General features: G+C 72.5%; 22 protein-coding genes. 9 read left to right on the top strand and 13 right to left on the bottom strand.

Annotation, left to right across the window (positions count from 1 at the left end; all coding sequences use genetic code 11):
- The first annotated feature begins 105 nt into the window (after positions 1-105).
- From egtA to ACWCRJ_RS36510, 5 genes are all read left to right on the top strand, one after another.
- Positions 106-1380: an ergothioneine biosynthesis glutamate--cysteine ligase EgtA gene (egtA, locus tag ACWCRJ_RS36530; RefSeq protein WP_450943313.1), complete on the top strand. Its 1275-nt coding sequence runs from the start codon at positions 106-108 to the stop codon at positions 1378-1380.
- Complete coding sequence (egtB, locus tag ACWCRJ_RS36525) at positions 1377-2723, top strand: ergothioneine biosynthesis protein EgtB (protein ID WP_450943312.1); 1347 nt, start codon at positions 1377-1379, stop codon at positions 2721-2723. Before egtA ends, egtB begins: the two co-directional genes overlap by 4 nt.
- The gene (gene egtC / locus ACWCRJ_RS36520) at positions 2723-3535 is read left to right on the top strand and encodes an ergothioneine biosynthesis protein EgtC (RefSeq protein ID WP_450943311.1); all 813 of its coding nucleotides are present in this window, start codon (positions 2723-2725) and stop codon (positions 3533-3535) included. Before egtB ends, egtC begins: the two co-directional genes overlap by 1 nt.
- Positions 3532-4494 (top strand): L-histidine N(alpha)-methyltransferase, encoded by a 963-nt coding sequence (gene egtD / locus ACWCRJ_RS36515; RefSeq protein WP_450943310.1) that lies wholly within the window; start codon positions 3532-3534, stop codon positions 4492-4494. The genes egtC and egtD overlap by 4 nt, the downstream gene beginning before the upstream one ends.
- A gap of 205 nt (positions 4495-4699) precedes the next feature.
- On the top strand, positions 4700-4915 hold the full coding sequence (locus tag ACWCRJ_RS36510) for a dodecin (protein ID WP_450943309.1): 216 nt from the start codon (positions 4700-4702) through the stop codon (positions 4913-4915).
- Between the two features lie 21 nt (positions 4916-4936).
- Here the strand turns inward: ACWCRJ_RS36510 and ACWCRJ_RS36505 are convergent, their stop codons facing one another.
- Entirely contained in the window at positions 4937-5425 is a 489-nt protein-coding gene (locus ACWCRJ_RS36505; protein ID WP_450943308.1) for a phosphatase domain-containing protein, read from the bottom strand.
- Between the two features lie 135 nt (positions 5426-5560).
- Between ACWCRJ_RS36505 and ACWCRJ_RS36500 the strand changes: the two genes are divergently transcribed.
- Positions 5561-6664: an NAD(P)/FAD-dependent oxidoreductase gene (locus ACWCRJ_RS36500; protein ID WP_450943307.1), complete on the top strand. Its 1104-nt coding sequence runs from the start codon at positions 5561-5563 to the stop codon at positions 6662-6664.
- A 62-nt stretch (positions 6665-6726) separates the two neighbouring features.
- Here the strand turns inward: ACWCRJ_RS36500 and ACWCRJ_RS36495 are convergent, their stop codons facing one another.
- Entirely contained in the window at positions 6727-7221 is a 495-nt protein-coding gene (locus ACWCRJ_RS36495) for a MarR family winged helix-turn-helix transcriptional regulator (RefSeq protein WP_450943306.1), read from the bottom strand.
- Between the two features lie 80 nt (positions 7222-7301).
- On the opposite strand from ACWCRJ_RS36495, the gene ACWCRJ_RS36490 reads away from it, so the two are divergent.
- Positions 7302-8240: an alpha/beta hydrolase gene (locus ACWCRJ_RS36490; RefSeq protein ID WP_450943305.1), complete on the top strand. Its 939-nt coding sequence runs from the start codon at positions 7302-7304 to the stop codon at positions 8238-8240.
- 59 nt (positions 8241-8299) lie between these two features.
- Here ACWCRJ_RS36490 and ACWCRJ_RS36485 read toward each other — a convergent pair whose 3' ends face one another.
- The 7 genes from ACWCRJ_RS36485 to ACWCRJ_RS36455 form a co-directional block, all read right to left on the bottom strand.
- Entirely contained in the window at positions 8300-10000 is a 1701-nt protein-coding gene (locus ACWCRJ_RS36485) for a hypothetical protein (RefSeq protein WP_450943304.1), read from the bottom strand.
- A 17-nt stretch (positions 10001-10017) separates the two neighbouring features.
- Positions 10018-11850 (bottom strand): flavin-containing monooxygenase, encoded by a 1833-nt coding sequence (locus ACWCRJ_RS36480; RefSeq protein WP_450943303.1) that lies wholly within the window; start codon positions 11848-11850, stop codon positions 10018-10020.
- A 250-nt stretch (positions 11851-12100) separates the two neighbouring features.
- Entirely contained in the window at positions 12101-13297 is a 1197-nt protein-coding gene (locus tag ACWCRJ_RS36475; RefSeq protein ID WP_450943302.1) for an NAD(P)/FAD-dependent oxidoreductase, read from the bottom strand.
- On the bottom strand, positions 13294-13491 hold the full coding sequence (locus ACWCRJ_RS36470; protein ID WP_450943301.1) for a ferredoxin: 198 nt from the start codon (positions 13489-13491) through the stop codon (positions 13294-13296). Before ACWCRJ_RS36470 ends, ACWCRJ_RS36475 begins: the two co-directional genes overlap by 4 nt.
- Before the next feature lie 44 nt (positions 13492-13535).
- Positions 13536-14777, bottom strand: a complete 1242-nt coding sequence (locus ACWCRJ_RS36465) for a cytochrome P450 (protein ID WP_450943300.1) — start codon at positions 14775-14777, stop codon at positions 13536-13538.
- Between the two features lie 365 nt (positions 14778-15142).
- Positions 15143-15865, bottom strand: coding sequence for a response regulator transcription factor (locus tag ACWCRJ_RS36460; protein WP_450943341.1), 723 nt, complete (start codon positions 15863-15865; stop codon positions 15143-15145).
- Between the two features lie 243 nt (positions 15866-16108).
- On the bottom strand, positions 16109-16654 hold the full coding sequence (locus tag ACWCRJ_RS36455; protein ID WP_450943299.1) for a MarR family winged helix-turn-helix transcriptional regulator: 546 nt from the start codon (positions 16652-16654) through the stop codon (positions 16109-16111).
- A 415-nt stretch (positions 16655-17069) separates the two neighbouring features.
- Between ACWCRJ_RS36455 and ACWCRJ_RS36450 the strand changes: the two genes are divergently transcribed.
- Positions 17070-17837 carry an SDR family NAD(P)-dependent oxidoreductase gene (locus tag ACWCRJ_RS36450; protein ID WP_450943298.1) on the top strand — a complete coding sequence of 256 codons (768 nt, stop codon included), beginning with the start codon at positions 17070-17072 and terminating at the stop codon, positions 17835-17837.
- 115 nt (positions 17838-17952) lie between these two features.
- On the opposite strand, the gene ACWCRJ_RS36445 is transcribed toward ACWCRJ_RS36450, so the two are convergent.
- The 4 genes from ACWCRJ_RS36445 to ACWCRJ_RS36430 form a co-directional block, all read right to left on the bottom strand.
- On the bottom strand, positions 17953-18597 hold the full coding sequence (locus tag ACWCRJ_RS36445; protein ID WP_450943297.1) for a response regulator transcription factor: 645 nt from the start codon (positions 18595-18597) through the stop codon (positions 17953-17955).
- Between the two features lie 70 nt (positions 18598-18667).
- On the bottom strand, positions 18668-19873 hold the full coding sequence (locus ACWCRJ_RS36440; protein ID WP_450943296.1) for a histidine kinase: 1206 nt from the start codon (positions 19871-19873) through the stop codon (positions 18668-18670).
- 75 nt (positions 19874-19948) lie between these two features.
- A complete protein-coding gene (locus tag ACWCRJ_RS36435; RefSeq protein ID WP_450943295.1) occupies positions 19949-21469 on the bottom strand; it encodes a sensor histidine kinase in 1521 nt (506 codons plus the stop codon).
- Entirely contained in the window at positions 21466-22155 is a 690-nt protein-coding gene (locus ACWCRJ_RS36430; RefSeq protein ID WP_450943294.1) for a response regulator transcription factor, read from the bottom strand. The genes ACWCRJ_RS36435 and ACWCRJ_RS36430 overlap by 4 nt, the downstream gene beginning before the upstream one ends.
- Positions 22156-22302: 147 nt before the next feature.
- Here ACWCRJ_RS36430 and ACWCRJ_RS36425 point away from each other — a divergent pair, with 147 nt between their 5' ends.
- The gene (locus ACWCRJ_RS36425; protein WP_450943293.1) at positions 22303-23646 is read left to right on the top strand and encodes a ferredoxin reductase family protein; all 1344 of its coding nucleotides are present in this window, start codon (positions 22303-22305) and stop codon (positions 23644-23646) included.
- Positions 23647-23650 lie beyond the last annotated feature (4 nt).

The following is a 23650-nucleotide window of genomic DNA, read 5'->3' as shown; positions in this document are numbered from 1 at the left end:
AAGCGGCGGGAGGGTTTTGGGTGGGACGAGCGCCATCGGTCCCACTCCATCGGGTGCGGATCGGGGGCTCGGCCGACGAGATTGGCATATCAGGAGGATCCCGACATGTCAGATGCGCTGAGTGACTGTACGGAGCGACGCTCCCCGGTCACCGAGGCGGAGGTGGAAGCCCTGGTACGGGGCATCTGCTTCAAGACCGGTCCACCCCGGACCCTAGGTGTCGAACTGGAATGGCACGTCCACGAGCTGCGTGATCCGCGGCTCCCCGCAACACCCGCACGACTCGAAGCGGCCTACGCCGCACTGCGGACCCTGACCCTGGACTCACCGCTGACCGTCGAACCCGGCGGCCAGCTGGAGCTCAGCTCGGCGCCTGCCGGCTCCCTGATGGAGTGCGTCGGGTCCGTCTCGGCCGACCTCGCCGCCGTACGCGCCACCCTGCGCGAGGCGGATCTCGGCATCAGCGGCTACGGCCACGAACCCTGGAACCCCCCGACCCGCTACCTCCACGAGCCCCGGTACGACGCGATGGAGGTCTACCTCGACCGCTTCGGACCCGAGGGGCGGGCCATGATGTGCTCCACCGCCTCGGTACAGGTGTGCCTCGACGCCGGGTACGAGGAGCCGGGCCCCCTCGGCCACCGGCGGCGCTGGTGGCTGGCCCACCAGCTCGGCGCCGTGCTGGTGGCCTCGTTCGCGCACTCCCCGCTGGCGCGGGGCCGGGCGACGGGCCTGCGTTCGACGCGCCAGGCGCTGTGGGCGGCGATGGACCCCGGCCGGACGAACGCGCCTGCCCTCGACGGCGACCCGCGCGAGGAGTGGGCGCGGCTGGTGCTGGACGCACCGGTGATGTGTGTCCGGGCCGACGAGGGCCCCTGGGGTGTGCCCGGGGCCAGGACGTTCCGGGAGTGGACGCGATCCGACACCCCGCCGAGCCGCGCCGACCTCGACTACCACCTGACGACCCTGTTCCCGCCGGCGCGTCCGCGCGGCCATCTGGAGCTGCGCATGATCGACGCCCAGCCCGGCGAGGACGGGTGGATCGTGCCGCTCGCCGTGACGACGGCGCTGTTCGACGACCCGGAGGCCGCGGAGATCGCGTACCGGACCGTCAAGCCGCTCGCGGAGCGGGCGGGTTCGCGACCGCCACCGCGCAATCCGCTGTGGGAGGCGGCCGTGCGCGACGGTCTGACCGATGCCGAACTGCGGGAGGCCGCGACCGTCTGCTTCGCCGCGGCGGCCGAGGCCCTGCCCCGGCTCGGCGCGAGCACCGAGGTGCTCGACGCGGTCGCGGCGTACACCGACCGCTATGTGGCCCGGGGGCGCTGCCCCGCCGACGATCTGCTCGACGTGTTCCACGGGAAGGACGACCCCGCATGACCGCACCCCGGACGCCGGCCCCGACGGCCGACGCCGACCCCGACATACTCCGGGAGCGCGCGCTGGCGGCGCTGACCACGGCCCGGGCCCGCACCGCACTCCTGACGACCGCCGTCGACGAACCCGATCTCACCGCGCAGCACTCGCCGCTGATGTCCCCGCTGGTGTGGGACCTCGCCCACATCGGCAACCAGGAGGAGCTGTGGCTGCTGCGCAACGTCGCCGGGCGGGAGGCGATGCGGCCCGAGATCGACGGTCTGTACGACGCCTTCGAGCATCCGCGTGCCGCGCGGCCCTCGCTGCCGCTGCTCGCACCGGAGGAGGCCCGGCAGTATCTGCGCGAGGTGCGCGGCCGGGCCCTGGACGTGCTGGAGAGCGCCGACTTCCACGGCACCCGGCTCACCGACGCGGGCTTCGCCTTCGGCATGGTCGCCCAGCACGAACAGCAGCACGACGAGACGATGCTGATCACCCATCAGCTGCGCCAGGGCCCCGCCGTGCTGTCGGCGCCGGATCCCGAGCCCGTCCCGCTGTTCACGGGCCCGTCCGAAGTCCTGGTGCCCGGCGGTGAGTTCACGATGGGCACCTCGACCGAGCCCTGGGCGCTGGACAACGAGCGGCCCGCGCACCGGCGGTTCGTCCCGCCGTTCCACATCGACACCACGCCGGTGACGAACGGCGCGTACCAGGCGTTCATCGCGGACGGCGGCTACGACGACGCCCGCTGGTGGACGGCCGAGGGCTGGGACCACATCCGCGCGCACGGCATCCACGCGCCCCTGTTCTGGCGGCGCGACGGCCGGCAGTGGCTGCGGCGGCGCTTCGGTGTCACCGAGGTCGTGCCGGCCGAGGAGCCGGTGCTGCACGTGTGCTGGTACGAGGCGGACGCGTACGCCCGCTGGGCGGGGCGCCGGCTGCCCACCGAGGCCGAGTGGGAGAAGGCCGCCCGGCACGACCCGGTCACCGGCCGCTCGACCCGCTACCCGTGGGGCGACGCCGATCCGGCGCCCGAGCACGCCAACCTCGGGCAGCGGCATCTGCGCCCGGCACCGGCCGGCAGCCATCCGGCGGGGGAATCGCCGCTGGGCGTACGGCAGTTGATCGGTGACGTGTGGGAGTGGACGTCGAGCGACTTCCTGCCCTATCCGGGGTTCTCGGCGTTCCCGTACAAGGAGTACTCGGAGGTGTTCTTCGGCCCCGAGCACAAGGTGCTGCGCGGCGGTTCGTTCGCCGTGGACCAGGTGGCGTGCCGGGGGACGTTCCGCAACTGGGACTATCCGATCCGGCGGCAGATCTTCAGCGGGTTCCGCACGGCCCGCGACGCCTCCCCGGAGGTCGTCTGATGTGTCGCCACCTCGCTTGTCTCGGCACCGATGTGCCGCTGGGCAGGGTCCTGGTGGACCCGCCGCACAGTCTGTTCCGCCAGTCGTGGGCACCTCGACGGCAGCGGTACGGGACGGTCAACGCCGATGGTTTCGGGGTCGGTTGGTACGCCGAGGGCGATCCGGTTCCGGGGCGGTACCGGCGGGCCGGGCCGATCTGGGGCGACCAGTCCTTCGCGGACCTCGCCCGGGTGGTCCGCACCGGGGCGCTGCTGGCCGCCGTACGGGACGCGACGGTGGCGGGCGCGGACGACGAGGCCGCGGCCGCGCCGTTCTCGGCCGGGCCCTGGCTGTTCAGCCACAACGGGGCGGTCGCCGGATGGCCCGGCTCCCTGGCGCCGCTCGCCGCCGAACTGCCCGCCGTCGAGGTGCTGTCGATGGAGGCCCGCAACGACTCGGCGCTCGTGTGGGCCCTGGTCCTGAACCGGCTGCGGGCAGGCGACACGGAGGGCCAGGCGCTCGCCGACACGGTCCTGGAGGTCGCCCGGGCGGCTCCCGGGTCGCGGCTCAACCTGCTGCTCACCGACGGCGAGACGATCGCCGCGACGGCCTGGGGCGACACGCTCTGGTATCTCACCGAGCCCGGCCGCGGCACGGTCGTGGCGTCCGAGCCGTACGACGACGATCCGCAGTGGGTGGAGGTCCCGGACCGCACGCTGCTCGCGGCGAGCCGTACGGACGTCCTGCTCACCCCGCTCAAGGAGCCGGAGGAAGCCTCCCGCCCGCACGACGACGACCCGTCACCCGCACTGCCGAAGGAGCCCCCCGCGTGAGCCCGTTCCTTCTCACCCGCACCCTGCCGGAGGACGCCACGGAGGCCGCGCTGCGCGCCGACGTCCTGGAGGGTCTGACCCGTACGCCGAAGACGCTGCCGCCCAAGTGGTTCTACGACGCGCGCGGCAGCGAACTGTTCGAGCGGATCACCGAGTTGCCCGAGTACTACCCGACCCGTGCCGAGCGCGAGATCCTCGTCGGCCGGGCGGGCGAGATCGCCGCGGCGAGCGGCGCGCGGACCCTGGTCGAGCTGGGGTCCGGCTCGTCCGACAAGACCCGGCACCTGCTGGACGCGATGCCGGGCCTGCACACGTACGTGCCGGTCGACGTCAGCGAGAGCGCGCTGCGGCAGGCGGGCGAGGCGCTGGCCGCCGAGCGGCCGGGGCTGAACGTGCACGCCCTGATCGCCGACTTCACCGCCGGGCTGGAGCTGCCCGAGACTCCGGGTCCTCGTCTGGTGGCGTTCCTGGGCGGCACGATCGGCAATCTGGTGCCCGGGGAGCGTGCCGCGTTCCTGGCCGCCGTCCGCGCGCTGCTGAGCCCCGGTGACGCGCTGTTGCTGGGCACGGACCTGGTCAAGGACGAGGCGGTGCTGGTCGCCGCGTACGACGACGCGTCCGGGGTGACCGCCGAGTTCAACAAGAACGTGCTGAACGTGATGGACCGGGAGCTGGGGGCGGACTTCGACCCCGACGCCTTCGACCATGTCGCCCTCTGGAACGCCGAGTGCGAGTGGATCGAAATGCGGCTGCGGTCCCGTACGGCCCAGACCGTGAAGGTTCCCGCGCTCGATCTGGCGGTGGACTTCGCGGCCGGGGAGGAGGTGCGGACGGAGGTGTCCGCGAAGTTCAGGAAGGAGGGGGTGCGGGCCGAACTGGGGTCCTCGGGGCTGGAGCTGTCCCACTGGTGGACGGATGCGGAGGGCCGCTTCGCGCTGTCGCTGAGCCGGGTGGGGTAGCGGGGGACCTGGCGGCCTGGAAGGCAAGGGGCGCAGCCCCTGCTTTCCAGGGGCGCGGGGAACAGCGCGACCAGCCCCCACCGAACCCGCGCCCGACGACGCACCCCTCCGCCCCGCATCTCTCGCGAACCGGCGGAGCCTGAGGCACCGTGGAATGGCGTGTGGCGCACCGGCCACGGCGGAGCACGTGACAAGGAGAACCCGTATGACCGACCACGTTTACCGGGTCACCGAGATCGTCGGCAGTTCGGACGAGAGCGTCGACCACGCCATCCGCAACGGCGTCGCCCGCGCCGCCCAGACCCTGCGCAACCTGGACTGGTTCGAGGTGACGCAGGTCCGCGGACACATCGAGGACGGGCAGATCGCGCACTACCAGGTCGGCCTGAAGGTGGGTTTCCGGCTGGACGACACGGACTGACCGGCCGGTTCGGGCCCGCGCTCAGGTCCGCCCCTCCCGCTCCTGCGCCGTCTTCAGTGCGGCGGAGGCGGCGGCCCAGCGCGCCCGTACGACCGTGAAGCCCGCCCGTTCCGCGTCCTCGCAGACGAGTTCGTCGTCGTCCACGAGGACGCGGATCTCGCGGGTCCGGGCGAGGTCACGGAGGATCTCCAGCTTGGTGCGGCGGGCGGGCCTGCGGTCGTTGTCGCGGCGCATCCGGATCCGCCCCTCGGGCAGACCGTGTGCGGCGAGCCAGTCGACGGTGTCGCGGCGGCAGCGCTCGGGCCGCCCCGTCAGGTACAGCACCTCGCACTCCCGTGCGCTCTCCCGCGCCAGCGCGACCCCTTCGGCCAGTGGCGGATCCTGCGGGGCAGCGGCGAAGAACGCGTCCCAGTCACGCGGCTTCCGTTCCAGGTACCGCTGCCGGTGCGCGGTGTCGGCGAGGGTGTTGTCCAGGTCGAAAACGGCGAGGGGCCGGTGGTTGTCGGTCACGGCCCCAGCCTAGGCAGCAGATGACTCGTGTCGTCCGTTGTCGCTTCACACAACAAACACGAACTCCGCCAGCAACTTGATGTTTCAAACGTTACGCTCGTCGCCTCTCCCCCCACACAGCACAGGAGAATCGGCGTGCCTGACGGCGAAATCATCGTGATCGGCGGCGGATACGGGGGCATCCGCCTCGCCAAACAGCTGGACGAGGTCGCACGGGTCACCCTCGTGGACCGCAAGGAGGTCTTCTTCCACCGCATCGCCGCACTGCGCGCGGGCGTGCACGAGGCCTGGACGACGACACCCTTCATCCCGTACGACAGGCTGCTGCGCAACGGCCGTGTCGTGACGGGCAAGGCGGTCGGCATCGACACCGGCGAGCGGCAGGTGGCCCTCTCGACGGGTGAGCGGCTGCCGTACGACGTGGTGGTGATCGCGACCGGGGCGGACTACCCGGAGCCGGCCCGCTTCCTGGGCACCACCACCGAGGAGGCGGGCAAGACGTTCACCGCGCACCAGGAGAGCGTGGCCGCCGCCGAGCACGTCCTGATCGTCGGCGGCGGGCCGGGCGGCGTGGAACTCGCCGCCGAGATCCGGCTGGCCCGGCCGGACGCGCGGGTCACCCTCGCGCACGCCGGGTCCGAACTGCTCAGCTCCACCGGCAGCAAGTGGGCCGGACGGCGGGCCCTGGCGTGGCTGGAGGCACACGACGTGGAGGTGCGGCTCGACTCGTTCGTCTCGCCCGGGCCCGACTTCGGCACCTACCGGGACGGGCGGGGCAACCTCATCGAGGCCGACCTGTCGTTCTGGGCCAACGGAACCACGCCGAACACGCTCTGGCTACGGCTGGCCGGGCACGGGGACTGGCTCAACCCGGCGGGGCAGGTCAAGGTGGACCGGACGCTCCGCGTCGAGGGGCGCCTCGACGTGTTCGCGGTCGGTGACGTGAACGACGCCAGCGAGCTGAAGGTGTCCCCCGTCGCGTTCGCCCAGGCGGACATCGCCGCGCACAACATCCGTGCGTATCTGGGGAGTTCGGGCAGGCATCGCAAGGAGCCGCGGCTGTACCGGCCGATCCGGCGGACTCCGATGATCGTGCCGCTCGGTCCGGCCGACGGAATCACGCTCCTGCCGGTGCCGGGGGGTGAGACGGCGGTGCTCGGGGGCCGTACGTCCACGCTGGCGAAGGCGAAGACGCTGATGACGCCGTACATCAGGAAGCAGCTCGGTTACGCCGGTTGAGTGCCGGGTGCGGGCCCGCGGAGAATCAGAAGCCCCCATCGGACCCGCACCCGAACACCCCGTCAGTCCCCCTGAACCACGTCATTGGCGTGGGTGAGGAAGTCGTCCACCATCCGGTGGAAGAGTCCCGCCAACTGCCGAAGCTCCTCGGGCGACCACTCGGACAGCGCCATCTGCATCCCGCGCACACCCGCCTCGCGGATACGGCCGATCGCCTGCCTGCCGACCGCCGTCAGCTCGATGCGCTGGGCGCGCCGGTCGTCCGGGTCGGGTACGCGGGTGACGTAACCGGCCTTCAGAAGCTGCTGGACCTGGCGGGTGACGTGCGAGGCCTCGACCCCGAGGCGGTTGGCCAGCTCCCCCGGCCGCAACGGCTCGGAATCGGCGATCTGCCGCAGCAGGGCCACGGCGGCGCGGTCGAGCGGCACCCCGGCCAGGCTCATCAGACGCTCGTGCGCCCGGGCCCGGGTGCTGAGGTAGGTGATGCGCGTGAGGGCTCGCTCGATCTCGATCACTTCCGGGGAAGCGGGGTCGGAGGGTGGCGGTGAGGGGGACATGAGCCCTACTTTACCATCTTGTTGCCTAACTCAAGTAAATTGATCGCCCGGGTAGCCCCCGTGTTCCGAACGGAGTCCCCATGTCCCTTCTCGCCCGTCCGGCGGTGGCCGCCCTCGCGGCCAAGGCGATGCAACGTCTCGCGGGTGTGGCAGCCCGCCGGGCCGCCGGGCCCGGGTCCCGTGCCGCCTGGCTCGCCCGACTGCCCGAGTACGCCTGCGCCACCCGCGAGTTGACGATACCGACCGCGTACGGCCCGGCCCGCGCCGTGCTGTACGCACCCGCCGGTGCCGAGGGCGCCCCTCCCCCGCCGGTCCACGTCAACTTCCACGGCGGCGGATACGTCATGCCGCAGATCGAGCTGGACGACGCGCTGTGCCGGTGTCTGGCCGCCGAGGCGGGTGTGGCCGTGCTCAACGTGGACTACGTGGTCGCTCCCCAGCACCCGTTCCCGGCGGCGCCCCGCCAGGCGTTCGAGGTGGTCCGGTGGGCCGCCGGGCACGGGGGCGAGCACGGCTGGGACGGCCGCCGGCTCTCCGTGGGCGGCCAGAGCGCGGGCGGCGGCCTCGCGGCGGCGGTGGCCCGCCAGGCGCTGGAGGAGGGCGGCCCCGCGATCGCCCTCCAGGTCCTGCACTATCCGCCGCTCGACCTCGCGACCGCCGCCCGCGACAAGCGGGCCGCCATCGCCAAACCCCTGCTGCGCCCGTGGATGGCGGACGTGTTCGACAGCTCGTACATCCCGGACCCCACGATGCGCGCCGACCGTCTGGTCTCGCCCGCGCACCCCTCGGACACCGCCGACCTCCGGGGCATCGCGCCGGCCTTCGTCGTCACCGCCGAGTACGACCTCCTCAAGGCCGAGGGCGTGGCCTACGCGGACCGGCTGCGCACGGCCGGGTCCCTCGTGGGCCACCACGACGTGACCGGCGCCGACCACGGCTACGACACCAGCGACGAGGCCAGGGCCCGCGAGGTGTATCCACTGATCGCGGAACAGGTGCGGCGGGCGTTCTCCCTCTGATTCCTCCCTTGATTCCTCCCCTGACAGCGGGCGGTGGGGGCGCGTGGGGACGACGGTGCCTATCCCTCGGGCCGGTCCTCCTGCCTCGGTGTCAGCCGCAGGACCGTGCCCTCGCCATCGGCCGACAGCAGGAGGGTGCCGTCCGGGGCGGTCGCGAGGCCCGCGAAGCGGCGGGCCACGCCGGGCATGATGTCCGCGAACAGGGCCGGTTCCGTGCGGGGGACGACGCCCGGGGGCGGCCCGACGGGCAGTTCCTCCAGCTCGATCCGCGACTCCCCCGTGGTGAGACGGACCGACCGCAGCCTGCGGTGCCCGGTCTCCACCACGAACAGTTCCGCGCCGAGGACCGTCAGGCCCTGCGGGGCGCCGAGCCCGTCCACCACGACGGCCGTCCCGCCGTCCGCCCCGACCCGGAGCACCGCGCCGAGCCGTTCCTCGCTGACGTAGAGCCGGCCCTCCGCGTCGAGGACCACGTCCGTGGGCTGGTCGAGACCCTCCGCGAGGACAGTCACCGAGCCGGCGCCGGATCCGTCCTCGTCCCCGATGACGAGGACCCGGCCCGCGCCCGTCTCCGCGACCACGAGCGCACCGTCGGGCCGGACCGCGATACCGAGGGGACGGTTCAGCCCCCGTGCCCGTTCCCGGATCTCCCCCGTGGTGGTGTCGTAGGTCCGCACCGTGCCGAACTGCGAGGTGTGGTGCAGCAGTTCGCCGTCGGCGGTGATGCCGTGGGCGAAGGGGAGCAGGAGGTGGGTCCGCACTCCGCCCGGCCCCGCCTGCGGGGACGGGCCGAGCGGCTCGCCCTCGTCGGCGGTCGCCGGGCTCGCCAGGCGGTAGTGGTCGGCGGCGTGGACCGTACCGCCGAGGTCGACCGTCACGCCGTAGGGGCCGTCGAAGCCCCGGCGCACGATCTCCCGGGTGCGGCCGTCGGGATGCAGCTCCGTGATGCCGCCGCTGGCGTAGCTGGAGACGAACATGCGGTTCTCGGTGTCGAAGGCCGCGTTGTCGAGGCCTTTCAGCCCGCTGGTGACGCGTGTGCGACCGCCGCCGCCGTGCAGGTCGACGCGGGTGACGATGCCCTCGACGCCCCGGGAGAGGACGTGCAGGACACCGCCCCGGTCGAAGCGGACGGCGACCGGCTCGTGCACGTCCTCGGCGACCACCTCGGGCGTCCCGCCGTCCGGCGGGATCCGCCAGACCTGACCGGTGAGCATGTGCGGGTAGTACAGGTGTCCGTCCGGGCCGAGCTGCATCGCGTTGCCCAGGGCCAGACCGTCCGTGAGGACGACCGGGTCGCCGCCGTCCGGGAACAGCTCCATCAGCCGGCCGCCCGGCTTCATCTCGTTGACGAAGAGACGGTCGCCGACACAGGTGATGCCGTTGGGGTTCGTGACGTCCTCGGAGACGAGGTGGTACTCCCCCGCCGGGCTCCGGCGCCACACCCGGCCCGGCACCAGGTCGGCTATGTACATCGAGCCGTCCGTGCCGAAGGCGAGATCGTCCGGCGACTGCACCGGACCGTCCATCGGGACGACGACGTCCACGTCCCCCGTGGCCGGGTCGACGGCGCCGATCTGCCCGGCGAGGAACTGCGCGACGTACAGCCGCCCGTCGGGGCCGAAGGCGACCCCGTTGGAACCCCACAGCGGGTTGGGCGGGTTGAGCCGCCGCGCCCGCCACCGGGGGCCGGTGGTACGGAGTGCGCCGCTCTCGTCGTACCGGTTGGGCCCCGCGCCCGGTTCCGTTCCCGGAGCCGTCATGTCCTCGTGGGCCCTTCTCACTCGGCACCCACGAGCACGTCGTCCATGCCGCCGTCGGCGCGCCAGCGGCGGAGCAGTTCGTGGAAGGCGACCGGTCCGTCGCCGTACGACTCGCTGCGCTGCCGGGGCCGGCCCTCGTTGTTGTAGTAGCCGGGGGTGCACTCCGCCTGGAACCGGTACAGGTCGGCGGCCTTCTCGCGGATGGTGGCGACCCAGGCGGTCTCGGCCTCGGCGGTCGGTTCGACGTACCGGACTCCGCGCCTGCGGGCCTCGGCGACGACCTCGCCGACGTGGATCGACTGCTGGTCGAGGATGTGGACGTAGTTGACGGCGCTGGCGTTCTGCAGGGGGCCGAGCTGGAAGAGGTTGGGGAAGCCGTGGCTGTAGAAGCCGTGGAGGGTCCTGGGCCCGGCCGTCGTCCAGGTCTCCAGCAGACCGACGCCGCCCCGGCCGTACGCCGGGAGCCGACCGGACAGCAGGCCCGAGACACCGACCTCGAAACCGGTGGCGAAGATGACGCAGTCCACCTCGTACTCGACCCCGCCGACCACCACGGCCCGTTCGGTGATCCGCTCGACCCCGTGGGTGTCGGCCGTGTCGACGAGGGTGACGTTGGGCCGGTTGAAGGTCTGCAGGTACTGGTCGCTGAAGGTGGGCCGCTTGCACATGTAGCGGTACCAGGGCTTCAGCTTCTCGGCGGTCTCCGGGTCCTCGACGATCGCCGCCACACGGTCGCGCAGCTCGTTCATCTTCTGGAAGTCGGCGATCTCGTACGCCCGTTCACGCTCCTCCGCCGGTACGTCCGCGTACGCGTCGGTCGGGATGAGCTTCTCCTGGAGGCGGGCGCTGCTGGTCCAGGCGTCGTTCACCAGGTCCATCCCGGCCCGGACGCCGGTGACGGTCCTGAGGAAGTTGTCCCTGCGCCGCCCCTGCCAGCCGGGGGTGAGCGTCTTCACCCACTCCGGGTCCGTGGGGCCGTTTCCGCGTACGTCGACGGTGGAGGGGGTGCGCTGGAAGACGTACACGTGCGCCGCGTCGGCCCCGAGGTGGGGGACGACCTGGATGGCGGTGGCGCCGGTGCCGATGACGGCCACCCGCTTGTCGGCGAGCCCGGTCAGGCCACCGTTCGCGTCGCCGCCGGTGTAGTCGTAGTCCCAGCGGCTGGTGTGGAAGGTGTGGCCCTGGAAGGTCTCGATGCCGGGGATGCCGGGCAGCTTCGGCTGGCTGAGCGTGCCGCTGGAGACGACGACGTAGCGGGCCCGGACGCGGTCGCCGCGGTCGGTGGCCACGATCCACTCCAACTCGGTGTCGTCCCAGCGCAGTTCGGTGGCGACCGTCTGGAAGCAGGCGTCGCGGTAGAGGTCGAAGTGGCGGCCGATGGCGCGGGTGTGCCGGCGGATCCCCTCGCCCGGCGCGTACTTCCACCTCGGGACGTAGCCCAGCTCTTCGAGCAGCGGCAGATAGATGTACGACTCGATGTCGCAGTGGATGCCGGGGTAGCGGTTCCAGTACCAGGTGCCGCCGAAGTCGCCGCCCTTCTCGATGATCCGGATCGACTCGACGCCCGCCTGCCGCAGCCGGGCCCCGGCGAGCAGCCCGCCGAAGCCGCCGCCGACGACGACCGCCTCGACCCGGTCGTGCAGCGGGTCACGGGTGAACTCCTGGTCGGCGTACGGGTCGTCGTCGTAGGAGACGAACTCGCCGGCGATCCGCTGGTACTGCGCGCCGCCGTCGGGCCGGATGCGGCGTTCGCGCTCGGCCCGGTAGCGGGCGCGGAGGGCTTCGGGGTCGAAGCCCAGCTCCCGCGGGTCGAGGGAGAGGGGGTCGGACGGGGTGTGGGGGGTGGACATCGGTGTCCTCTCTGCGGTCCTGGTGCGTCAGAGGTGGGTGCGCGTCGCTGCGGTGGGGCGAGTGGGCGGAGATGTCGGGCCGGGCGGTGGCGCCCGGGCCGGGCGGCCTGTCCGCCGTCGACGAGAAGGTCCGTGCCGTTGATGTAACGCGCTTCGGGGCCGGCTGGGAATGCCGCGGCAGCGGCCGTCTCCGCCGGTACGGCCCGCGCCGCTCGCCTCCGGTGACGACGTCACGCCTTCGGTGACGACGTCACGCCGTCGGTGGAGCCGCCGCTGCCGGACGCGCGTCGGGCAGCGCCGTGTGCCACGGCGCGCCGGAGGCGACGGCCTGCCGCCACCGCCGGATCGCCTTGGGCGGCATGCCGACCGCGAGGGCGCCGGTGACCCGGTCGCCGGTGCGGTAGACGGCCACGAACCGCCGTTCGGCCAGGTCCCCTTCCACGACCGCGACCTCGTCGTGGCCGCGCGGACGGCCGTAGGCCTGGACCTTCATGTCGTACTGGTCGGACCAGAAGTACGGCACCGGCGCGAAGGGCCGGCGCTCCTCGGGCCGGAGCAGGTTGCGGGCGGCCGCCATGCCCTGCTCGGCGGCGTTCGTACGGTGCTCGACGCGCATCGAGGTGCCGAACAGCGGGTTGTGCCAGCGGGCCACGTCACCGGCCGCGTACACGTTCGGCGCGGCCTCGCAGTACCGGTCGCACAGCACGCCGTCGCCGACGGCCAGGCCGCTGTCCGCGAGCCACTCGGTGTTGGGCAGCGAGCCGATCGCGACCAGCACCTCGTCGGCCTCGACCGTCGCGCCGTCCGCGAGCCGCACCCCGTCCTCGGTCACCTCGGTGACGGTGACCCCGGTGCGCAGGTCCACGCCGTGGTCGAGGTGGGCCCGGGACAGCACCGCGCCGACCTCCCCGCCAACCACGTGCGCCAGTGGCACCGGCGCCGGTTCCAGCAGGGTGACCTGCACACCGAGCCGCCCGGCGACGGCGGCGGCCTCCGCGCCGAGGAACCCGGCGCCGACCACGACCAGCCGCGTCCCCGGTGTCAGCCGCTCCCGCAGGGTCAGCGCGTCGTCCAGGGTGCGCAGCACGTGCGCGTCCGCACCGGGCAGCCGCCGCGGCCGTACGCCGGTGGCGATGACCAGACCGTCGTACGGCACCGTGTCGCCGTCGGCGAGCCGTACCCGGCGCTCCTCCAGGTCGAGGCCGGTCGCGGCGGTCCCGAGGCGCAGGTCCAGGTCGAGCCCGTCGAGGTGGGCCGGGGGGCGCAGGGCCAGCCGGTCGGTGTCCCACTCCGCCGCGAGGAGCTGTTTGGACAACGGGGGCCGGTCGTAGGGGGCGTGGGGTTCGTCGCCGACGAGGGTGAGCGTGCCGTCGTAGCCCTCGCGGCGCAACGTCTCGGCCGCCGCGAGTCCGGCGGCCGAGGCGCCCACGACCACCGTCCGCCTCACAGGTCCACCAGGCGGAGGGCGGCGGCGGGGCAGATGGCGACGGCCTCCCGCACGCCGTCCATGAGGTCGTCGGCGGGGTGCTCCACCAGCAGGATCGCGACACCGTCGTCGTCCCGCTGGTCGAACACCTCGGGGGAGGCCATCACGCACTGGCCGGAGGCCACGCACTTCGGCTCGTCGAGTTCCACACGCATGGGTCGCTCCTCTGTCTCTGGTGCTGGTGCGGGCATGGGGGGTGTCACCAGGCGACCGGCAGGCACTTCACGCCGTACGTGGTGCCGGTGTGGTTGAAGGCCAGCTGCTCCATCGGGGCGGCCGGGCGGAGGGTGGGGACGCGGCGGTAGAGGGTGCCGTAGACGACCTGGAGTTCGAGGCGGGCCAGGTTCTGGCCGAGGCACTGGTGGGGGCCGTAGCCGAAGGCGTTGTGCTGACGGGCGGGGCGGGCGAGGTCGAGTCGGTCGGCCTCGGGGAAGGCGGCCGGGTCCCAGTTGGCGGTCTGGAGGTCGAAGAGGATGCCGTCGCCCTTGCGGATGACCTGGCCGCCGATCTCGATGTCGTCCTTGGCGACCCGGCGCAGGCCCGAGTGGACGATGGACAGATAGCGCAGCAGTTCGTCGACGGCGCCCGCGACGACCTTCGGGTCCTCGGTGTCCCGCAGCACGGCCAGCTGGTCCGGGTGCTCGAACAGGGCGAGCGTGCCGAGGCTGATCATCGTGGCCGTGGTCTCGTGCCCGGCGATCAGCATGGCCACGCCCATGCTGACGGCCTCCTGACGGGTCATCTCCCCCGTCTTGACGCGGGCGCCCATCTCGGACAGCACGTCGTCGCCCGGCTGTTCGAGCTTGGTGCGGAACAGGGCGTCCAGATAGCCGGCGAGGGCACGGCTGGACTCCTGGGCCTCCTCGGCGGTGAGGGAGTTGTCGAGGACGCGGTTGCTGTGCTCCTGGAAGAAGTGGTGGTCCTCGTAGGGCACGCCGAGCAGTTCGGCGATGACCAGTGAGGGCACCGGCAGGGCCAGGGCGGTGAGCAGGTCGGCCGGGTTGGGACCGGCCAGCATGGCGTCGATCAGGTCGTCGACGATTCTCTGCACGGCCGGGCGCATCGCCTCGATCCGCTTGACCAGGAAGGGCGCGTTGACCGAGCGGCGCAGTCGGGTGTGTTCCGGCGCGTCCGTGTTGGTGATCAGCTTCGGGGTGTGCGGGGCGATCGCCGCCCGGTGGGCGTTGACGTGGGGGAAGTCGGGCTCGTGGTCGTCGTTGCTGACACGCGGGTCCGTGAGCAGGGTCCGCTGGTCGGCGTGGCGGGTGATCAGCCACGGGGTGCTGCCGTTCCAGATCCGCACCCGGGTGATCGGCCGGTCGCCGCGCAGCCCGGCCGCTGCCGGGGGCGGTGCGAGGGGGCAGGCCGACGCCCTGGGCATCGGGTGGTCGGGAAGCTGCCCGTGCGGGCCGGACGCGGCGTCGGTCAGTGTGTCGGCCATGGTCTCTCCTCGGTGGTGGGGGCTCCGGTGGGGCGGAGCGCCGGGGGATGCTTCGAGGCCTCGATGAGCACATGCAAACAGAGTGGTCTGACGGCTCGCCGTCAGTTGCCTGACAGGAAGCTGACGTGGCCCGGATCACATCGCGCGCCGCGCCGGCGGACCGTCTGGACCCGGGGTGTGACTCCAAACAGCTTGTCTCGTAGACCAGTTGACGTAGACACAGGAAGCGGGGCGCGCCTGCCGGGAACACGCAAGGGCGACGCCGGAGAGGTCCGGCGTCGCCCTTGTGGCGATGGTGTGGAGTGTCGGATCTTCCGACGCGGTGAGGGTGCGTTTGCTTCTCGGGATGCCCATGAAGGCTTCGTTCAGCACTCCCGGCCATGCGCGCCGCCCAGCCAGTAGCCGAAGCCCCGGCGGGTGTGGATCAGGGGCGGGCCCGCCCCGTCCACCTTGCGACGGAGACGGGAGACGAGCTGCTCGATGGCGTTGTCGCCGTGGAAGTCGCCCCACACATAGCGGCCGATCTGCTCCTTCGACAGCACTGTGTGGGCGTTCACCAGGAGGTGGCGCAGCAAGCGGTACTCCGCCGGGGTGAGGTTCAACGCCCGCCCCGCGCGCAGGGCCTGACAGGCGGGATCGTCCAGGACCAGGTCGCCGTACGACAGTTCATCGTCCCGGCGGACGGGTTCGCGGCCGCGCAACAGGACTTGGGCACGGGCCAGCACCTCGGCGATACGGAAGGGTTTGGTGACGTAGTCCTGGTCCCCCAGCCCGACTTCGGGGAGAAGTCTGCCGAGGGAGTCGTACTGCGTCAGGAACAGCACGGGTGGGCGGTGGGCGACGGGGCGGCGTTCCCTGCCGAGACCCTCCAGGTCCGGGAGCGCCAGGTCGAGCACGACGAGGTCGAAGCGCCGGCCGTTGAGCCGGTGCACGGCATCGGCGCCGGTGTGCGCCGTATGGATCCGGTATCCCGCCAACTCCATGGTCGTGGACAGGAGTTCGGCCGCGTCCGGGTCGTGCACGACGACGAGGACGTGCTGGCCGGCACCTCGGGGGAGCGACGGTTTGTCACTGGCACTGCCGTGCATGGTCGAGACCATCCGTGTCGGGCTCTTTCGTGGGGAGGGCGTGCTCCGGGAGGGGGCGACCGCCTGCTCGCCGTCCGCCTGCCCGCCTCATCGCCGTCAGGGTGTCGCTGTGCGGGCGGAGCGTTGTTCGTCGTGGTTGTTCGGGCGGAGCGTTGTTCGTCGTGGCTGTGCGGGCGGAGCGTCGTTCGTCGTGGCTGTTCGCGCGGTCCCGACGGCCTCTTGGGGCGCGGAGGGCGAGGCATGTCACCGTGACACGGCCCGGGAATCACCGGCGGCGGGGGCCGGCGATCCCGTGCCGGGGCCGTGGCCCTCGTCGACGGGGTGGGTCAGGAACGCGTCGACCAGGCGGTTGACGAGTGCGGCGAGTTGACGGATCTGGTCCGGGGGCCAGTCGGCGAGGGCCAGACACATGCCGATCGCGCCGGCCTCGCGAATGCGGTCGACGGCCTGCCGGCCGGCGGGGGTCAGGCGGACGCGCAGGGCGCGACGATCGCCGGGATCGGCGACACGGGTCAGGTGGCCGGACCTCTCCAACCGCTGCACCTGGCGGGTGACATGGGAGGCCTCGACGTCGAGCCGGTCCGCCAGCTCCCCCGGGCGCAGCGGTTCGGAGTCGGCCACCTGCCGCAGCAGGGCGACGGCGGCCCGGTCCAGCGGCACTCCGGCGAGGGCCATCAGTCGCTCGTGCCGGCGGGCCCTGGTGCTCAGATAGGTGATCCGCGTCAGAGCCCGTTCGATCTCGATCACTTCCGGGGAGGCGGAACCGGCCGTCGGCGGCGATGAGGACATGGGCCCCACCTTACCCCTCTCGTTGCCTAACTCAAGCAATCCCGCCATGCTCGATCGATTGACTCAAGCGAGCCGCATATGCTTGCCTAACTCAAGCAAGACGACGCCGAGCCGGGCGTCGTTCACAGGATGTCGCCCGAGGCTTCCCGGCCGCGGGCGACCTGGGGCCGGGCCCGTTCGAGCGGATCGGACCCGGCGCGCCGCACCCGTGGGGACGGGGCCCGGCGCCGTCCCCGGGCCCGGTCGCCGATCACCTCCCCCCGAACGGCGCCGGGTCCGGGGACGCTCGCTCGCGCCTCCGCGTCCCGCACGCGCGCGGGACGCGACGAGCCACCGGACCACTGATCGTGGGCCGTTCGCGGGGCGGACATCCCCCGCCCGGCAAGCGGCCCGCCCGACGAAAGAGGAACAGTTCATGAGCGACAACGGTCTGGACGGCCGCGGTGTCGTCGTCACGGGTGCCGGTTCCGGCATCGGCCGGGCCGCGGCCCTGAAGTTCGCCGCGGCGGGCGCGAAGGTACTGGTCGCCGACCTCGACGAGGGGGCCGCCGAGGAGACCGTCGCGACGATCGGGACAGCCGGCGGCACCGCCCTCCCGGTGGTCGGCGATCTCAGCGAGCAAACGGTCGTGGACGAGGTCGTCACGCGGGCCGTCAGGGCCTTCGGCGGGCTGGACGTCCTGGTGAACAACGCCGGGATCATGGACCGGATGTCGGCCCTCGCGGACGTCACCGACGCCGAGTGGGAGCGGGTCGTCCGGGTCAACCTGACCGCGCCGTTCCTGCTCACCCGGGCCGCCCTGCCGCACATGCTGGAGGCGGGGCGCGGAGCGATCGTCTTCACCGCCTCCGAGGCCGGACTGCGCGGCAGCGCGGCCGGTGCCGCCTACACCGCGTCCAAGCACGGAGTCGTCGGCCTGGTGAAAAACCTGTCGGTGATGTACCGCAAGCAGGGCATCCGGGCCAACGCGATAGCCCCCGGCCCCACGATGACCAACATCCACGTGGACGCCGACCGGCAGGCCCACGGGCCCTCCGTCATCGGCGGGCTGATCGGCGCGAACATCGGCCGGCTCGGCACGGCCGAGGAACAGGCCGACGCCATCCTCTTCCTCGCCTCCGACGCGGCCGCCTTCGTCAACGGCGTGGTCCTGCCGGTGGACGACGCCTGGGCCGCCGTCTGACGAGCCACGCCCCGGCCGGGACCGTCGGCCGACGCCGGCCGGGTCGTCGTTCCCGGGGCCCTCCGGGGCCGGGCCCGACCGGCGCTCCCTCTCCCCCGCCCGCCTCGGGGGCCGGCTACCTGTGGTTCAGGTACGCCAGCACGGCCAGAACCCTGCGATGACCGGTGTCGCCCGTCGGGAGGCCGAGCTTCAGGAAGACGTTGCCGATGTGCTTGCTGACGGCGCGTTCGGTGACGACCAGGGTCCTGGCGATGGTGGCGTTGTCGTGTCCCTCGGCCATCAGCGTCAGCACCTCCCGCTCGCGCGGGGTGAGCGAGTCGAGCGGCGAGTCCCGGCGGCGGGTCAGCAGTTCGGTCACCACCTCGGGGTCGAGCGCGGTGCCGCCGGCCGCGACCCGGTCCAGGGCGTCCAGGAACTCGTCGACCCGGCCGACCCGGTCCTTGAGCAGATAGCCGACCCCGCCCGCGCCCCCGCCGAGCAGTTCGACGGCGTACGACTCCTCCACGTACTGCGAGAGGACCAGCACCGGCAGGCCGGGGAGCGCCCGGCGGGCCTCCAGGGCGGCGCGCAGTCCCTCGTCGCGGAAGCCGGGCGGCATCCGGACGTCCAGGACGGCGACGTCCGGGCGGTGTTCCAGCAGCGCGGGCAGGACCTCGGGGCCGCTGCCCGCGACGGCCGCCACCTCGTGCCCGGCCGAGGTCAGGAGCAGGACCAGGCCTTCTCTCAGCAGGGCGTTGTCCTCGGCGATCACCACGCGCACGGCAGCTGCACCTCTGTCCCCGGCCGCCGCGCAACCTCTGTCGTCGGGCAGGCCGATCATTCCGTTTCGCTCACCATACGCAGGGCAGCTCGACCTCGATCACGGTGGGACCGCCGACAGGGCTGGTCACGGACGTGTGCCCGTCCAGGGCGGCGACCCGCCGCCGCATCCCGAGCAGTCCGGATCCGCCCACCACCCGCACGCCCTCGGCCGGCGCCTGCGGGCGATCCGGAGGGGAAGCCGTGTCGGCGCCGCCCCGGCCGTCGTCGCGCACCAGGACCCGGACGCCCCGGGCCGTGCGGGCGAGGCGGACCTCGGCGTGGTCGCCGCCGCTGTGCTTGGCCGCGTTGGTGAGGGCCTCGGCGACGACGAAGTAGGCGGCCGCCTCCACGGCGGCGGGCGGGCGCGGCCCGTCGGCGTCCTCCAGCCCGTGCACGTCCACGGTGACGTCGAGCCCGCTGCTCGCCGCCAGGGCGCGCACGGCCCCGGCGAGTCCCCGGTCGGTGAGGATCGGCGGGTGGATGCCGCGCACGACGTGCCGCAGTTCGGCCAGCGCGGCCTCGGCCTGTTCCTGCGCGTCGAGCAGGAGCCGACGCGCGGCTTCCGGGTCGCGGTCGTACGCCCGCTGGGCCAGCCCGATCCGCAGGGACAGCGAGACCAGACGGGCCTGGGCACCGTCGTGCAGGTCGCGTTCGATACGGCGGAGTTCGGCGGCGTGGGCGGCGATCGCGTCGGCGCGGGTCGCCGCCAGCGCCTCCACCCTCTCCGCCAGGCGGGCCCTGGGTGAAGGCCTGAGGAGGACCTCGGACCAGTGGGCGTCCAGGTCGGCGAGACGGCTGATCAACGGCAGCACGAGAGGGGCACGGCGGAGCAGCCCGCACCACACGCCGTCGACGACCAGCCCCAGCGGCCACAGGGGTACGGCGAGGGCGAGGAGGGCTCCGTAGACGTAGTACGCGAGCATCCAGCGGGCGTCGGTGCGGGTGCCGGGGTCGCGGACGGAGATGCGCAGGCGTTCGCGGAGGGTGCCCTCGATGGGCTGGTAGGCCTCGGGGACGGGCCGGCCGGTCCAGGCGGCGGCCTGATGGCGTTTCGCGCCGGCGATCCGGCGGATCAGCGTCACGGTCTCGGGCAGCATCCAGGCGCCCACCACGGCCAGCGTGGCGACCGCGGTGATCAGCAGCACCGTGACGAAGAGGTACAGGCCGAAGGCCATCGCGGCGGCGACGACCAGGTGGAGCGTGGCTCGCGCGGCCTGCCGCAGCGTCTTGCCCATGCCGGTCAGCGTAGGCGACGGGGCGGGGCGGGGCAGGAGCGGCCCGAGCCGGCCGCTCTCCTCGGTCAACGCCCCCTACGCCTTGGCCTTGCCCTTGGCCTTGCCCGCGCCGGCGCCGTCGCCGCTTTCGGCTGTGCCTGCGCCTGCGCCTGCCGCGTCTGCGTCCCCCGTCGGCAGGCTCACCGTGAACGTCGTCGTGCCCGGTTCGCCGGCCAGGGTGATGGTGCCGCCGTGGGCGCGGACCAGGGAGCGGGCCACGGCGAGGCCGAGGCCGCTGCCGCCCCGGTCACGGCTGCGGGCCTTGTCGACGCGGTAGAAGCGGTCGAAGATCCGCTCCTGGTCGTCGGCCGGGATACCGGGCCCGAAGTCGGTGATCCGCACCTCGGCCGTACCGGACCCGACGCGCACCTCCAGACGGACCTTCGTGCCGCGCGGGGTGTGCACGGCGGCGTTGGTGAGCAGGTTGTCGAGGACCTGACGCAGTCGCAGGGGGTCCAGGCGCAGGCGTACGGGGTCGGAGCCGGTCGTCACGGTCAGCGGGTGGCCGGGGTGGCCCGCGCGGAAGGCGTCCGCCGCCTGGAGCGCCAGCTGTACCAGGTCGGCCTCCTCCAGCCGCAGCGGCGTCTCCACGTCGGCGGCGTCGAGGCGGGCGAGCATCAGCAGGTCGTCCAGCAGGTACCCCATGCGGGCTGCCTCGGCGCGCAGCCGGGCCAGGTGCTTGTCACGTTCCTCGGGGCTGTGGGCGGCGGCGTACTGGAAGAGGTCGGCGTAGCCGCGTACCGACATCAGCGGGGTGCGCAGTTCGTGGGAGGCGTCGGCGACGAAGCGGCGCAGCCGCTGTTCGGCCTCGGTGCGGACGGCGAGCGCGTCGTCGATGTGCTCCAGCATGGTGTTGAAGGCGGTGCGCAGTTCCTCCACCTCGAAGCCGCCGTCGCGGCTGTCGTGGCGGACCGGCAGCCGCGCCGAGTCCGTCAGGTCGTGCGAGGTGATGCCGCGGGCGGTGTGCGCCATGTCGCTCAGCGGTTTCAGCCCGCGCCGCAGCATGGCCCGGCCGAACACCACCAGCGCCAGCAGGGCGAGGGCGAACGTGACGACCTGGACCGTGATCAGCCGGGCCACTGTGTCGTCGATGTCCTCCATCGGCGCGGCGCTGACGAGGACCACGCCGGGTTCGACCTCGCAGGCCCGCAACCGGTACTGGCCCGCGCCCCTGAGGTGCTCGGTGCGGGTGACCTCCGTGCCCTCGACGGTGAGCGCCTTGGCCACGAGGGTGAAGTCCTCGATGTCCTTGGGGAGGTCGGCGGGGTCCTCGGGCTTGCGGAGCACCGGGGTGCCGCCCGAGGTGTCGTACACCGCGTAGTACCAGCCCCAGTACTTCTTGCCCTTGAGCGTGCCGTCGTCCGCGATGCTCTTGGACTGGGCGATCTGGGCGATCCTCAGCTGTTCGGTGAGCTGTGCGGAGAGGTAGTCGCGCATGTACATGGTCAGCGCGTTGCCGACGACGGCGAACACGACGAGCGCCAGGGCACCGAGGCCGAGGGCCAGCCGGGTGCCGAGGCGCGTGGAGCGGTAACTCTGCCTGAGCCGGGCGATCACTCCGTGGCCTGCCGCAGTACGTAGCCGAAGCCCCGGACGGTGTGGATGAGGGGTTCGCCGGTGTCGTCGAGCTTGCGGCGCAGCCGGCTGACGACCAGTTCCACGACGTTGGAGCGGCCGCCGAAGCCGTATTCCCAGACGTGGTCGAGGATCTGTGCCTTGGTGAGGACGGTCGGGGACTTGCGCATGAGGTAGCGCAGGACCTCGTACTCGGTGGGGGTGAGCGTCAGCAGCTTGTCGCCGCGCCGGACCTCGCGGGTGTCCTCGTCCATCGACAGGTCCGCGACGAGGAGCACGGACCGCTGGAAGGCGGGCCCGGCGCTGCGGCGCAGCACGGTGCGCAGCCGGGCCATGAGTTCCTCCACGGCGAAGGGCTTGACCAGGTAGTCGTCGCCGCCCCGGGTGAGGCCGGCCACGCGGTCGGCGACGCCGTCGCGGGCGGTCAGGAACACCACGGGCACCATCGTGCCGGACTGGCGCAGCCGGTCGAGCACGCCGAATCCGTCCACGCCCGGCAGCATCAGGTCCAGGACCACGATGTCGGGACGGAACGCGGCCGCCTGTCTGAGCGCCTCCTCACCGGAGTGTGCCGTGACCGCGTCCCAGCCCTCGTAGCGGGCGACGGTCGCCACCAGGTCAGCGATCGGCGGGTCGTCGTCCACCACGAGAAGTCGCACTTTTTCCACGCCCTCATACTGCGGCACCGATCGCTTCACGCCATAGCCGCTCACGGTTTGGAAGCCGATCGATAAAAACTTGAAAGTTGTCCGACAGGAAAACGACAGCGCGGACCGGCGAAGCTCGTATCCCCACCTGATCAAGGAGCTGTCCCCGTGACCACTGTCCAGCAACCCCCCGCGGCGGTCGGCCGCTCGGGAGCACGCCCCAAGGTGGTCGCCCGCACCGGTCTGTACACGGTGCTGGCGGCGAACGTGGCCCTGGTGACCTTCTTCTTCGTCCAGGGGGGCTTCGCCTCGAACGCCCTCATCGTGCTGGGCCGCCTCACCGGTCTGTACGGCGCGCTGCTGATGGCCTTCCAGCTGCTGCTGGTGGCCCGGCTGCCGTGGTTCGACCGGCGTATCGGCATGGACCGGCTGACCTCCTGGCACCGCTGGACCGGGTTCTCGGTGCTCTGGCTGCTGGTCGCGCACGGCACGTTCATCAGCTTCGGGTACGCCCAGTCCTCGGACATGGACCCGGTCAGCCAGCTGGTCGACCTCGCCGAGACCGTCGAGGGCGTACTGCGCGCGATCGTCGCGCTCGGCATCATCATGGTGATCGGCGTCGTCTCGGCCCGCTTCGCCCGCCGCAGGCTGGCCTACGAGACCTGGCACTTCATCCACCTCTACACCTACGTCGCGGTGGTGCTGGCCTTCACGCACCAGGTCACGGCGGGTACGTCCTTCGCCTCGTCGAAGACCGCGACGGCCTACTGGTACGTGCTGTGGGGCGTGGCCCTTGCCTCCGTGTTCCTGGGCCGGCTGGTGCTGCCGCTGTGGCGCAACTGGCGTCACCAGCTCCGGGTCACCGCCGTCGTCCCCGAGGCGGACAACGTCGTGTCGATCTACATGAGCGGCCGTGATCTGGACCGGATGCCCGCGCGGGCCGGCCAGTTCTTCCTGTGGCGCTTCCTGACCCGGGACCGCTGGTGGCAGGCCAACCCCTTCTCGCTGTCGGCCGCGCCCGACGGCAAGCAGTTGCGGCTGACCGCGAAGGCGGCCGGCGAGGGCTCCGCCTCCCTGCGCCACGTGAAGGTCGGCACCCGCGTCTTCGCCGAGGGCCCGTACGGCGCCTTCACCGCGATGCACCGCACCCGGCCGGAGTCCGTCCTCATCGCCGGCGGCGTCGGCGTCACCCCCATCCGGGCCCTGCTGGAGGAGATCGAGGGCCACGCCGTGGTCATCTACCGGGTGGGCGCGAAGCAGGACGCGGTCCTCTACGGCGAGCTCCAGCAGCTCGCGTTCGACAAGGGCGCCGAACTGCACCTGCTCTCCGGCCCGGTCAGTCCCGACCTGCTGACGCCGGGCGAGCTGCGGCGCATGGTGCCGGACATCACCGACCGGGACGTGTTCCTGTGCGGGCCCCCGCCGATGATGAACGCGGTGCTGGGCAGCCTGCGCGAACTGGACGTACCCAAGCCGCAGATCCACTTCGAACGCTTCAGCCTGGCCGGCTGAGGGA

The organism is Streptomyces sp. NPDC002324 (assembly GCF_053593335.1).
Note: the sequence above shows the minus strand (reverse complement) of the source record. Positions and strands in the feature narration are given on the sequence as shown.